The sequence below is a fragment of the Allobosea sp. Leaf344 genome (assembly GCF_001426225.1).
Taxonomy (GTDB): domain Bacteria; phylum Pseudomonadota; class Alphaproteobacteria; order Rhizobiales; family Beijerinckiaceae; genus Allobosea.
This window is the reverse complement of sequence record NZ_LMRT01000001.1, coordinates 986697-999742: the sequence shown is the minus strand read 5'-3', so window position 1 is coordinate 999742 and position 13046 is coordinate 986697. Positions and strand designations below refer to the sequence as shown.

The window sequence follows — 13046 nt, the reverse complement described above, 5'->3', positions numbered from 1 at the left end:
CGCGCGCTCGCGGCCGATCCGGCCAATCAATTTCGAGAATCTGAAATCTTCTGGCAGGCGAGGCGGGCCGGCTCCGCCGACCCGCTGGACGGGCGAGCCTAGCCCTCGACGGCCGCCTGCGCCTGGGCCTGGGACGGCTGCGCGCCGCGCGCCTTGCCGCCCGCCTTGAGCAGGTCCCAGCTGTTCTGCTGGCTGACGCTGCGCTTGAGATAGGCGACCGTGGCGGCCGCCTCGGCCGGGCTCTGATCCTGGCGGGCGAGCGTTTCGGCCTCGGCGAAGCGGCCCTGCAGCCCCAGCACCAGCACGAGATTCTGGCGGATGCGCGCATCGCCGCGCCCGGAGGCGTTGGCCTCCTTGAGCACCCGCTCGGCTTCCGGCAATTGCTTGGACAGCGCCAGCGACAGCCCGAGATTGGACATCACCGTCGGCTCGCCCGGCGCCAGCTTCAGCGCCGCCTGGTAGAGCTGCTGTGCGCGGGCATTGTCGCCGAGCTGGTCGGCCACCGTGCCCTGCGCCGACAGCACGCGCCAATCCGGCCGCTCCGGCGAATGCGCCCGGGACAGCACGTCCTCGGCCTCCTTCAGCCGGCCGTTCTCGGCCAGCGAGCGGCCATAGGCGCCGAGCATTTCGAGATCGTTGCTGTGGACCAGCACGGCCTTCTGCAGGATCGCCAGGGCCTGGGCGTTCTGGTCCTGGGCGCGGAGCGCCCGCGCATAATAGAACGCCGCGTCGCGCTCGCGCGGATTGGCGTCGTAGCGCTTGCCCCAGCGCTCGCTCTCGGCCGCCCATTCGCTCTTGCTCTGCGGCTGCGTGACGGCGCTGCGGCCGATCGAGCCGGTGATGTCGCCGAGCCCGGCCCGGCTCTGGCAGCCCGCTCCCGCCAGCGCGGCGAGGCCGGCCGCTGCGAGTAGCACGGCCCGCAGGCGAGGGCGCGGGGTGGAGGCGGGGGCGCACGCGGCTGACGAGCGGGATGACATGACGCGAATAGCCTCGCAGCATTGGAAGTTCTGGTGACCCCGGTGATAAAACGTTAACCCTAACGCATTCTTAACCGGCCCGACCGCCGCCCCTCCAGATGGTTCGTTTCGCACGTGCACAGCCTCCTTACCGCCGCCGCTCCCGCCGCCATTCCGCTGCATGTCGTGTCCAGGGCCGGCTGGCCCGAGCTGCAGGGGAAGCTGCAGGCGGAAGGCCGCAACTTCGCGCTGGCCCAGGGCTTCAACGCCAGACCGGGGCAGCATCTCGTGCTGCCCGACGCCTCCGGCTCCATCGCCGCGGTGCTGCTGGGGGTCGAGGGGCGTGACGCCCGTCGCCGCGACCCCTTCGCGCCGGGGCGGCTCGCGGCCCTGCTGCCGGCGGGCGATTACGCGCTGCGCGGGGAGATCGACGATCCCGCCTCGGCGGTGCTGGCCTGGCTGCTGCAGGGCTATCGCTTCGACCGGTATCGCAAGCCCTCGCTGCCGGTCGCGCGGCTGGTCGTGCCGGAGGGCGTCGACGCGGCCGAACTCTCCGCCATCGCCGGCTCGGTGATGCTGGCCCGCGATCTGATCAACACCCCGGCCAATGATCTCGGCCCGGCGGAAATCGAGGCCGCGATCCGCGAGCTCGGCCGGGAATGCGACGCCACGGTGGTCAGCATCGTCGGCGACGATCTGCTGGCCCGCAATTTCCCGATGATCCACGCCGTGGGGCGCGCCTCGCCGCGCGCGCCGCGGCTGGTCGATCTGGTCTGGGGCGACGCGTCCCATCCCAAGGTCACGCTGGTCGGCAAGGGCGTCGCTTTCGACACCGGCGGGCTGAACCTCAAGCCTGACGCCTCGATGCTGCTGATGAAGAAGGATATGGGCGGCGCCGCTTCCGCGATCGCCGCGGCGCGGATGATCATGCTGGCCGGGCTGCCCGTGCGCCTGCGCCTGCTGGTGCCGGCGGTGGAGAATGCGGTCTCGGGGACGGCCTTTCGCCCGGGCGACGTGCTGCAAAGCCGCAAGGGCCTCTCCGTCGAGATCGGCAATACCGACGCCGAGGGCCGCCTGATCCTGGCCGATGCGCTGGCCCTGGCCGATGAGGAGGAGCCGGAACTGCTGGTCGACTTCGCCACCCTGACCGGGGCGGCCCGCGTCGCGCTGGGGCCGGAGCTGCCGCCCTGCTACACCCATGATGACGGGCTCGCCCAGGAGATCATGCGGATCGGCATGGCGGTCAATGATCCGGTTTGGCGGATGCCGCTCTGGCCGCCCTATGACGCGCTGCTCGACTCCAAGATCGCCGACGTCAACCATGTCTCGAGCGGCGGCATGGCCGGCTCGGTGACGGCGGCGCTGTTCCTGAACCGCTTCGTGGAGAAGGCGCGCTCCTACGCGCATTTCGACATTTACGGCTGGGTGCCGACGGCGGGGCCGGGACGGCCGGTGGGCGGCGAGTGCCAGGCGGCGCGGCTGGTCTATGCGCTCGCCAGGCAGTTCTATCCGGCGCAGGCGAAGCGGGCCGGTTAAGCCTGTTGCACGACGGCGATTGCGCGCCGCGCCCCCGCCGGTAATGATACGGACCCGTAACGATCGGGATCCGTCATCATGCCCTTGGAGATCAGGCCGTCCCAGGCGCTCAAGCTCTGGCGGCAGGTGCATCTCGATCTCGTCCGAGACGGGCAGGCGGATCTCTCCGCACGCCAGACCGCGATCCTGCTCACCATCTATCTCGAACTGCCGCCGCATACGGTGCGGGGGCTGGCCCAGCAGCTCGGCGTGACAAAGCCCGTGGTCACCCGCGCCCTCGACACCATGGGCAAGCTCGGGCTGGTGACGCGCAAGCGCGACGAGTTCGACCGCCGCAACGTCGTGATCCAGCGCACCGTGGCCGGCGCTCTCGCCGTGGAGCGGCTGGCCGATCTGATCACCGACCATGCCCGCGAGATCGGCGGCTCGTAAGCCCGCCGGCCACCCGCTAGATTGCCGCCATGACCCTGATTCTCGATCCCCGCCTCACCCCGGCACGCGCCGATCTCGCCGCCAGCCATTTGCGCGGACAGGTGGAGGCGCGGGCCTTCGCCGACCCCGAGCCCGGCTTCGTCGTGGCGCCCTCGGCGGCGCTGCGGCGGGAACCGCGGCCCGACGCGCCGCTCGACACCGAGGCGCTGCGCGGCGAGGCGGTGCAGGTCTATGAGCGTTTCGAGGGCTGGGCCTGGGTGCAGCTCGCGCTCGACGGCTATGTCGGCTACCTCCCGGACACGGCCCTGCGCGCGCAGGCGCCGGCGCCGACCCACCGGGTCAGCGCGCTCAGGACCTTCGTCTATCCCGGCCGCTCGATGAAGCTGCCGCCGCTCGAGGCGCTGTCGATCGGCGCGCGGGTCGCGGTGACGGGCGCGGTCGACGAGTTCCTCGTTCTCGCCGATGGCGGCCATGTCATCGCCGCCCATCTCGCGCCGTTGGACAGCGCCGAGCCCGATTTCGTCGCCGTGGCCGAGCGTTTCCTGCATGTGCCCTATCTCTGGGGCGGAAAGACCAGCCTCGGGCTGGATTGCTCGGGGCTGACGCAGCTGGCGCTGGCCTCCGCCGGCATCGCCGCCCCGCGCGATACCGATCTCCAGGAGGCGGCGCTGGGCCGCGCGCTGGATGTCGACGAGAGCCTGGCCGGGCTGCAGCGCGGCGATCTGGTGTTCTGGAAGGGCCATGTCGGCATCATGACCGACGCGGAGACGCTGCTGCACGCCACCGCCTATACGATGACGGTGATGCGCGAGCCGCTGCGCGTCGCCCGCGACCGGATCGCGGCCAAGAGCTTCGGCGCGATCACCAGCATCCGCCGGATCGGCTGAGCCCGCGCCGCCGGCGCGGCAGTGGGGCTGGCGAGCCCGGACGCCGCATGACGAGCGGCCGTGCTTCGACGGCCGGATCCCGACTCAGCCGAGCGCCTTCAGGCGGTAGAGAGCCTCCAGCGCCGCGCGCGGCGTCATCTCGTCGAGATCCAGCCCGGAAAGCGCCTGGCGCAGCGCGTCTTCGGCCGGGGCCGGCGCGGCCGGCGCGGCCGCCCTCCGCAGCGGCGCGGCGAAGAGCGGCAGGTCGTCGACCAGCGACGCGACCGGCTTCTCGCGCTCGGTCTTTTCGAGCTCGCCGAGAATGGCGCGCGCCCGCTCGACCACGGCGGGCGGCAGGCCGGCGAGCTTGGCGACCTGGATGCCGTAGGAGCGGTCGGCCGCGCCGGGCACGACCTCGTGCAGGAAGATCACCTCGCCATTCCATTCGGTGACGCGGACCGTGGCGTTGCTGACCCGCGCCAGCCGGTCGCCCAGCGCCGTCAGCTCGTGATAATGCGTCGCGAACAGGCTGCGGCAGCGATTGACCTCGTGCAGATGCTCGATCGCGGCCCAGGCGATCGAGAGCCCGTCGAAGGTCGCGGTACCACGGCCGATCTCGTCCAGGATCACCAGAGCGCGCGGCCCGGCCTGGTTGAGGATGGCGGCCGTCTCGACCATCTCGACCATGAAGGTCGAACGCCCGCGGGCCAGATCATCCGCCGCACCGACGCGCGAGAACAGCCGGTCGACGATGCCGATATGCGCGGATTCGGCCGGGACATAGGCGCCCATCTGGGCCAGCACGGCGATCAGCGCGTTCTGCCGCAGGAAGGTCGATTTGCCGGCCATGTTGGGGCCGGTGATCAGGCAGATGCGGCCGCCCTGCGCCTGGTCCGGCGGCGAGAGCTCGGTGTCGTTGGCGACAAAGGGCCGCCCCTCGCGCTTCAACGCGGCCTCGACCACCGGGTGGCGGCCGCCGGTGATGCGGAACACGGCGCTGTCGTCGATCAGCGGCCGCGTCCAGCCCGCGCCGGCGGCGAGCCCGGCGAGCCCGGCCGCCACGTCGATCGCGGCCAGCGCCTGGGCGGCCTGCTTGATCGGCTCGGCCTGCGCCAGCACCGCGTCGCGCAGCTCCGCGAACACCGCCAATTCCAGCTTCAGCGCCCGGTCGGCGGCCGAGGCGATCTTCGCCTCGAGCTCGCCGAGCTCTACCGAGGAGAAGCGCATCGCGTCCGACATGGTCTGGCGATGCACGAAGACCTCGCGCCAGGGCTCGCGCAGGAAGCTCTCGCCGACGGCCTGAGGCACCTCCACGAAATAGCCGAGCATCGCATTATGCTTGATGCGCAGCGTGCGGCAGCCGGTCTCGGCGGCGTAGCGGGCCTGGAGCTGCGCGATCACCTTGCGCGAATCGATCTGGAGCAGCCGTAGCTCGTCCAGCGCCGGATCAAAGCCCTCGCGCAGGAAGCGGCCGTCGCGGCGGTTCAGCGGCAGCTCCTCCGCGAGCGCCTCGTTCAGCAGGCGCGGCAGCGCAGGGTCGGCCTGCGCCAGCGCCTCCGCCGCCTCGCGCAGCGCGGCCGGCAGCGCCTCCCGCGCGGCGAGCCGCTCGCCGATCTCGCGGGCGGCGTCGAGCCCGGCCCCCAGCGCCGCGAGATCGCGCGGGCCGCCACGGTCGAGCGCCAGCCGGGACAGGGCCCGCGCCACGTCCGGCACGCGGGCCAGCGCCGCCTGCAGCGCCTCGCGCAGCGCCACCTCGCCGACCAGCAGCGCGACCGCGTCCTGCCGCGCGACGATCGCGGCGGCGTCGGTCAGCGGCCCGGCCAGCCTTTCGGCCAGCAAGCGGGCTCCGCCCGGCGTCACCGTTCGGTCGATCGCGGCCAGCAGGCTGCCGGTGCGCTCCCCGCCCAGCGTCCGCGTCAGCTCGAGATTGGCGCGGGTGGCGGCGTCGATCAGCATGGTCGTGCCGCCGCCGTCGCGCACCGGGGGCGACAGGCTCGGCCGCGCGCCGAACTGGGTGCGCTCGACATAGGCGAGCGCCGCCCCGGCGGCCGCGATCTCGGCCCGCGAAAAGCTGCCGAAGGCATCGAGCGTCGCGACCCCGAAAAACTCCCGCAGCCGCCGCTCCGCCGAGGCGGCATCGAGCCCCTCACGGGCCAGCGGCGTGACCGGCAGCGCCACCTCCTTCCAGAAGGCCTTCAGCTCCGGATCGTCATGGATGGCGTCGGGGCAGATGATCTCGCGCGGCTCCAGCCGTGCGAATTCGATTGCCAGCCGGTCCTGCGGCGCTTCCATCACGGTGAAGCGGCCGGTCGAGATGTCGATCGCGGCGAGCCCGTAGAGCGCGGCGGAATCGCTCGACCGGCGCCGGGCCAGCGCCAGCAGCAGGCTCGCCCGGCCGGGTTCCAGCAGCCGCTCCTCGGTGATCGTGCCCGGCGTCACCAGCCGGACGACGTCGCGCCGGACCACGGATTTGCCGCCCCGCTTGCGCGCTTCCGCCGGGTCCTCGGTCTGCTCGCACACGGCGACGCGGTGGCCGGCGGCGATCAGGCGCTGCAGATAATCATCGGCCCGGTCGACGGGCACGCCGCACATCGCGATGTCCTCGCCGAGATGCTTGCCGCGCTTGGTCAGCACGATGCCGAGCGTCCGCGAGGCGATTTCGGCGTCGCCGAAGAAGAGCTCGTAGAAATCGCCCATCCGGTAGAACAGCAGGCAATCGGGATTGGCGGCCTTGATCTCGATATATTGCGCCATCATCGGCGTGACGCGGCCTTGATCGCTCGCGGCGCGGCCTGCATCGGGCGTGGCGCGGCCTGGATCGGGCGTGGCTGCGCCCTGTCCGGTGGCGTCCGATCCTGTGTCGCTGAAGCCGTGCATCGGCGCGGACGCTACCCCAGCCGGCTCCCGTCAGGAACCCGATTCGCGGCCCGCGAGGCCGGTCACCCACAGGCGCGACCATGCGATGCTGCCATTCGGACTAGGCCGAACGACCAAGGGTCAGTTAAGAGATACTGATGATTTAGTCTTTGTCAAAGCATTCTGCCTTAAGAGGAGGTTGATTCGACGCCGAGGAGTCTATTCGTGTTCGCATCTCCATGCTGATCGAACTGTTGCGTAGCCTCTCCTATCTGTTGATCGCGGCGGTGCTGGTTCCGCTCGCGTCACAATATCTCGGCCAGCGGCACTTGCTGAGACAGATCGTCATCGGGCTGATCTTCGCTGCGGGAGGCTGCATCAGCATGCTTGACCCCTTGATCGTCAAGGAGGGTGTCTTCGTCGATGCGCGCAATGTGGTGACGGTGCTCGCCGGCCCGCTGGGAGGGCCGGTCACGGCGCTGATCACCGCCGCTGCGCTGGCGGCGCTGCGGATCGGGCTCGGCGGCGAGGGGGTCGTATCGGGGGTCGTCGGCATCCTGCTCTGCGCCGGCGCCGGCTGTGCCTACCGGCTGCATCTACGCGGGGAGCGGCGGCTGGCGCGGCTGCGCGACCATGCCGTCCTCGGCATGGTGGCCGGCATCGTGCCGCTGCTGATGCTGTCTTTGCTGGGCGACCGGGCGCTGGCCTGGACGCTGGCGACCAGCACGGCCGCGCCGTTGGCCCTGACGATTTCGATGCTCGCCGCCGTGCTGGTGGGGTTCGTCATCAGCACCGATCAGGAGCGGATGGAGGCGCGGCGCCAGCTCGAGACCTTCGCCGCCAATGCGCCCGGCGCGCTGTTCCGCAAGACCATGAAGCCGGACGGGCGGATCTCCTATCGCTTCATCCATGGCGGCATCGAGAAGCTGCTCCCGATCACGGCCGAGGCGGTCGCCCGCGACCCGTCTTGCTGGCTGCGCTGGATGCACCCCGAGGACCGGGCGCGGCTGGATGCGACGACCGAGCGGATCCGCAAGAGCCGCAGCCTCGAGGATTGGCGCTTCGAAGCCCGGCATCAGCTCGATGACGGCACCACCCGCTGGATCCGCGGCGATGCCGCCGCGCGGCTCCTGCCCGACGGCTCGATCTGCTGGGACGGGATTTTGAGCGACGTCACCTCGGAGAGGCTGCTCGAAACCCAGCAGCGGGAGGAGCAGAGCCGGCGCAGGCTCGCGCTGGAGGAGCTCGCCAACCAGCTCGAGCTCACCGTCGGCAAGGCGCTGCAGGCCGCCGGCGAATCGACCCTCGCCATGCATGATGCCGCCAACCAGCTCGCGGCCAGCGCCGACAAGACCAGCCTGCGCGCCAGCGACGTGACGCGCGAGGCGGAAGCGGCGTCGAAGCGCGTGGTCAGCGTCGCCGTCGCCGCCGAGGAGATCCACGCCTCGATCCGCGAGCTGACGCGCCAGACCAGCCTGGCCGCGACGACGGTGGGCGAGGCGGCGAGCTATGTCCGCAGCACGCGCCGCGACGTCACCGGGCTGAAGGAGGCCGCCGACAAGGTCAGCACCGTGCTCGCCTTCATCGCCGAGATCGCCCAGCGCACCAATCTCCTGGCGCTGAACGCGACGATCGAGGCGGCGCGGGCCGGGGCGGCCGGGCGCGGCTTCGCCGTGGTGGCGGGCGAGGTCAAGAACCTGGCGGAACAGACCCAGAAGGCGACGCGCGACATCTCCGACACGTTGCAGGAAATCCGCTCCGCCACCGCCACCGCCTCGGAAGCCGTGGCCCATATCGAGCACACCATGACGACGATCGAGGATACGGCCGGCATCGTCGCCGACGTCGTCAGCCGCCAGGCCGGCATCGCCTCCGCCATCGCAGCCGATGCCCAGGCCGTCGCCGGCAGCACGGGCAGCGTCACCTTGAGCGTCGGCTCGGTCAGCGGCGAGGCGCGGCTGACCGGCGAGGCCGCGGCCCGCGTCGTCGAGGCGAGCAGCCGCGTCAGCGAGCAGACCGTGGCGCTGGATCGCTATGTCGGGGACTTCGTCCGCAGCGTCCGCGGCCGCCTCTGACCCATTGCCCGCACGGCCCGCCCCCGCGCCGCCGGCCGGGCGCGTCCTCCCCTCGCGCCGCATGGCGGCCGGGCGTCGCGTCACTTGTGGCGCGCCGGGGGCTTGCCTATGGTCGCCGACCGCGGGAAGCCGGGACGAAAGCTCCGGGCGGCCCCAAGAACACCGCCGCCATCGCGCAGCGACGCATGCGGCAGCCTGCCCTGGAAACGCGCGAAGAAGAGCCTCTCGATGACCGACCGCCCGCCGATCAAACACGCCCGCCCGACCTTCACGGACCAGGAGGCGTTGCTGTTCCATTCGCAGGGGCGGCCGGGCAAGCTCGAGATCATCCCGACCAAGCCGATGGCGACGCAGCGCGATCTCTCGCTCGCCTATTCCCCGGGCGTCGCGGTGCCGGTGCTGGCGATCGCGGAAGATCCGTCCAAGGCCTATGACTACACCACGCGCTCGAACCTCGTCGCCGTCATCACCAACGGCACCGCCATTCTCGGCCTCGGCAATCTCGGCGCGCTGGCCTCCAAGCCGGTGATGGAGGGCAAGTCGGTGCTGTTCAAGCGCTTCGCCGACGTCGATTCCATCGATCTCGAGGTCGATACCGAGGATGCCGACAAATTCGTCGACGCGGTGCGGTATCTCGGCCCCTCCTTCGGCGGCATCAATCTCGAGGACATCAAGGCCCCGGAATGCTTCATCATCGAGCAGCGCCTGCGCGAATTGATGGACATCCCCGTCTTCCATGACGACCAGCACGGCACCGCGATCATCGCCGCGGCCGGGCTGATCAACGCGCTCGACCTCACCGGCCGCGACATCCAGTCGACGCGGCTCGTGGTCAACGGGGCCGGCGCCGCCGCCATCGCCTGCACCGAGCTGCTGAAGGCGATGGGCTTCAAGCCGGACAACGTCATCCTCTGCGACACCAAGGGCGTGATCTACCAGGGCCGCACCGAGGGCATGAACCAGTGGAAATCCGCCCATGCCGCGGTGACCGACCGGCGCACGCTCGCCCAGGCGCTGGAGGGCGCCGACGCCTTCTTCGGCCTCTCCCAGAAGGGAGCCGTGACGCCGGAAATGGTCGCGTCCATGGCCGCGAACCCGATCATCTTCGCCATGGCCAATCCGGATCCCGAGATCACGCCGGAAGAGGTCCATGCGGTGCGCGACGACGCGATCATGGCGACGGGCCGCTCGGATTATCCGAACCAGGTCAACAACGTCCTGGGTTTTCCCTACATCTTCCGCGGCGCCCTCGACGTCCGCGCCAACACGATCAACATGGAGATGAAGATCGCGGCGGCCGAGGCTTTGGCCCTGCTGGCGCGCGAGGACGTGCCCGACGAGGTCGCCGCCGCCTATCAGGGCTCGCGCCCGCGCTATGGCCGCGACTACATCATCCCCGTGCCCTTCGACCCCCGGCTGATCCATGTCGTGCCCGTCGCGGTGGCGCGGGCGGCGATGGAGACCGGGGTGGCGGGCAAGCCGATCGTCGACATCCCCGCCTACAAGGCCCAGCTCTCGGCCCGGCGCGACCCCGTCGCCGGCACGCTGAACCGGATCTTCGAGCGCGTGCGGCGCTATCCCAAGCGCGTCGTCTTCGCCGAGGGCGAGGAGGAGCAGGTCATCCGCGCGGCGATGTCCTTCGTCGGGCAGGGGCTCGGCCACGCCATCCTGGTCGGGCGCGAGGAGCGCATCAACGAGACGGCGGCGCAGCTCGGCGTCGATCTCGCCGCCAAGGGCATCACCATCGCCAATGCCAGGCTTTCGCATCGCAACGCGGCCTACGCGCAATATGTCTATGAGCGGCTGCAGCGGCAGGGCTATCTCTTCCGCGACTGCCAGCGGCTGATCAACCAGGACCGCAACCATTTTGCCGCCGCCATGGTCGCGCTCGGCGATGCCGATGCGATGGTGACCGGCGTCACCCGCAATTATTCGATCGCGCTGGAAGAGGTCCGCCGCGTCATCGACGACCGTCCCGGCCACAGGCTGATCGGCGTCTCGATCGTGCTCTCGCGCGAGCGCACCGTGCTGGTCGCCGACACCGCCATCACCGAGATGCCGACGGCCCAGGAATTGTCCGAGATCGCCATCGAGGCGGCGGGCGTGGCGCGCCGGCTGGGCTATGAGCCCAAGGTCGCGATGCTCGCCTTCTCGACCTTCGGCCATCCGGCCGGCGAGCGCTCGGAAAAGGTGCGCGAGGCGGTCAAGATCCTCGACGGCCAGCGCGTTGATTTCGAATATGACGGCGAGATGGCCGCCGATGTCGCACTCAACCGCGATCTGATGAGCCAGTACCCGTTCTGCCGGCTCACCGGCCCGGCCAATGTGCTGATCATGCCGGCCTTCCACTCCGCCTCGATCTCGACCAAGATGCTGCAGGAGCTCGGCGGTTCGACGGTGATCGGCCCGCTGATCGTCGGCCTCGACAAGCCGGTGCAGATCGTCCCGCTCGGCGCCAAGGACAGCGACATCGTCAACATGGCGGCGCTGGCGGCCTTCAACATCGGCGGCTGACAGCCTCGCCATCGGCGCCGCGAAACCGGAGGCGTTTCGCGGCGCCTCCGCTTCCCGCCGATGCGGCTCAGTGGGTCTTGCGGCCCGAGCCCGATTGCTTGCCGCCGCCATCCTGCTTGTTGACGGTGGCCCAGGCGCGGCGCTCGGCCTCGCCCTCGGACAGGCCGCGCTTCTCGTAACTCTCCTCGATATGCTCCGCCTTGCGCTTCTGCTTGGCGGTATAGGCTGATTTGTCACCCTGGGGCATGGCGCTTCTCCCTGCTTCGGCTATTCTCCCGTCAAACGTTGGCGGCCGGTGCCAGTTCCGGCCGGCGGGAGGGCGCGGTCTATGAGCTATGAATTCCTGCTGACCACGCTGATCATCGTCGCCTCGCCGGGCACGGGCGCGATCTACACCATCGCCGCCGGGCTGGCGCGCGGCACCAGAGCGAGCCTGATCGCGGCGCTGGCCTGCACGCTGGGGATCATCCCGCACATGGCCGCGGCGATCACCGGTCTCGCGGCGCTGCTGCACACCAGCGCGCTGGCCTTCGAGCTGATCAAATATTGCGGCGTCGCCTATCTCCTCTACATGGCCTGGGTGACGCTGGGCGAGCGCGGCGGGCTGACCGTGGAGGCCGAGCAGGCGCCCCGCTCGGTGCGGCAGGTGCTCGCCACCGGCATTCTGATCAACATCCTGAACCCGAAGCTGTCGATCTTCTTCTTCGCCTTCCTCCCGCAATTCGTGCAGGCCGGCGAGCCGCGGGCGCTGGCCCGGATGCTGGAGCTGAGCGGGGTCTTCATGCTCGCGACCTTCGTGGTCTTCGCGCTCTACGGCGTGTTCGCGGCGGCGATGCGCAGCCATGTCGTCACGCGGCCCGGCGTCATGCTCTGGATGCGGCGCAGCTTCGCCGCCGCCTTCGCCGGGCTCGGCCTCAAACTGGCGCTGACCGAGCGCTGAATCTCGGCCGCCGGCCCCGCGGCGATGTTGCAACGGCACCATCGGCTCGGCTAGTGCTGGACGGCGATCCAATCCAGCGCCGAAGGCAATGCGATGAAGAAGGTTTTTCCTGACGCCAAGGCGGCTCTCGCCGACGTCATCAAGGATGGCATGACCATCATGGCCGGCGGTTTCGGCCTCTGCGGCATTCCCGATGTCCTGATCGAGGCGGTGCGCGACAGCGGCGCCCGGGACCTGACCTTCATCTCCAACAATGCCGGCATCGACGGCGCCGGCCTCGGCATCCTGCTCGAGACGCGCCAGATCCGGAAGATGATCTCCTCCTATGTCGGCGAGAACAAGCTCTTCGCCCAGCAATATCTGGCCGGTGAGCTCGAGCTCGAATTCACGCCCCAGGGCACGCTGGCCGAACGCATCCGGGCCGGCGGCGCCGGCATCCCGGCCTTCTACACCAAGACCGGCGTCGGCACGCTGGTCGCCGAGGGCAAGGAGGAGCGCGAGTTCGACGGCGAGCGCTACATCATGGAGCGCGGCCTCTTCGCCGACATCGCGCTCGTCCACGCCTTCAAGGGCGATACCGAGGGCAATCTCGTCTATCGGAAGACGGCGCGGAACTTCAATCCGATGATGGCGTCGGCCTCGCGCATGACCATCGCCCAGGTCGAGCATCTGGTGCCGGCCGGCGAGATCGACCCCGACCACATGCATACCCCCGGCATTTTCGTGAAGCGGATCGTGCATGTGGAAAACCCGGTCAAGCGCATCGAGCAGCGCACGACCCGCAAGCGCGCCGCCTGATTCATCTCGCGAGCCCCCGACCCGGGGAGCAGCCGCAGGCCGGCTCCCGGCCGCCGACGCGGCGTCCCGGAAG

The 13046-nt window shown here is 70.2% G+C and carries 9 protein-coding genes and 1 pseudogene; 7 read left to right on the top strand and 3 right to left on the bottom strand.

Translation table 11 applies throughout. From position 1 onward, the window contains the following. Positions 1-98: 98 nt before the first annotated feature. Entirely contained in the window at positions 99-914 is an 816-nt protein-coding gene (locus ASG72_RS04420) for a tetratricopeptide repeat protein (protein ID WP_244488689.1), read from the bottom strand. Positions 915-1091: 177 nt separating this feature from the next. Between ASG72_RS04420 and ASG72_RS04415 the strand changes: the two genes are divergently transcribed. The 3 genes from ASG72_RS04415 (at position 1092) to ASG72_RS04405 (ending at position 3811) form a co-directional block, all read left to right on the top strand. After that, entirely contained in the window at positions 1092-2492 is a 1401-nt protein-coding gene (locus ASG72_RS04415) for a leucyl aminopeptidase family protein (RefSeq protein ID WP_056709389.1), read from the top strand. A 78-nt stretch (positions 2493-2570) separates the two neighbouring features. After that, positions 2571-2924 (top strand): MarR family transcriptional regulator, encoded by a 354-nt coding sequence (locus ASG72_RS04410; RefSeq protein ID WP_056709387.1) that lies wholly within the window; start codon positions 2571-2573, stop codon positions 2922-2924. 29 nt (positions 2925-2953) lie between these two features. After that, entirely contained in the window at positions 2954-3811 is an 858-nt protein-coding gene (locus ASG72_RS04405; protein WP_056709385.1) for a C40 family peptidase, read from the top strand. An 84-nt stretch (positions 3812-3895) separates the two neighbouring features. Here the strand turns inward: ASG72_RS04405 and mutS are convergent, their stop codons facing one another. Then, positions 3896-6547: a DNA mismatch repair protein MutS gene (gene mutS / locus ASG72_RS04400; RefSeq protein WP_244488712.1), complete on the bottom strand. Its 2652-nt coding sequence runs from the start codon at positions 6545-6547 to the stop codon at positions 3896-3898. A gap of 338 nt (positions 6548-6885) precedes the next feature. On the opposite strand from mutS, the gene ASG72_RS04395 reads away from it, so the two are divergent. After that, complete coding sequence (locus ASG72_RS04395; protein ID WP_056709381.1) at positions 6886-8721, top strand: methyl-accepting chemotaxis protein; 1836 nt, start codon at positions 6886-6888, stop codon at positions 8719-8721. A 228-nt stretch (positions 8722-8949) separates the two neighbouring features. Further along, positions 8950-11235: an NADP-dependent malic enzyme gene (locus ASG72_RS04390; RefSeq protein ID WP_056709379.1), complete on the top strand. Its 2286-nt coding sequence runs from the start codon at positions 8950-8952 to the stop codon at positions 11233-11235. 79 nt (positions 11236-11314) lie between these two features. Here the strand turns inward: ASG72_RS04390 and ASG72_RS04385 are convergent. Beyond that, positions 11315-11482: pseudogene (locus ASG72_RS04385) on the bottom strand (plasmid stabilization protein); the annotation flags it as partial. Positions 11483-11563: 81 nt separating this feature from the next. Between ASG72_RS04385 and ASG72_RS04380 the strand changes: the two are divergent. Together ASG72_RS04380 and ASG72_RS04375 are read left to right on the top strand one after the other, a co-directional pair. Continuing rightward, positions 11564-12175, top strand: a complete 612-nt coding sequence (locus tag ASG72_RS04380; protein WP_056709375.1) for a LysE family translocator — start codon at positions 11564-11566, stop codon at positions 12173-12175. A gap of 93 nt (positions 12176-12268) precedes the next feature. Then, entirely contained in the window at positions 12269-12973 is a 705-nt protein-coding gene (locus ASG72_RS04375; protein ID WP_056709373.1) for a CoA transferase subunit A, read from the top strand. The last annotated feature ends 73 nt before the right edge of the window (positions 12974-13046 follow it).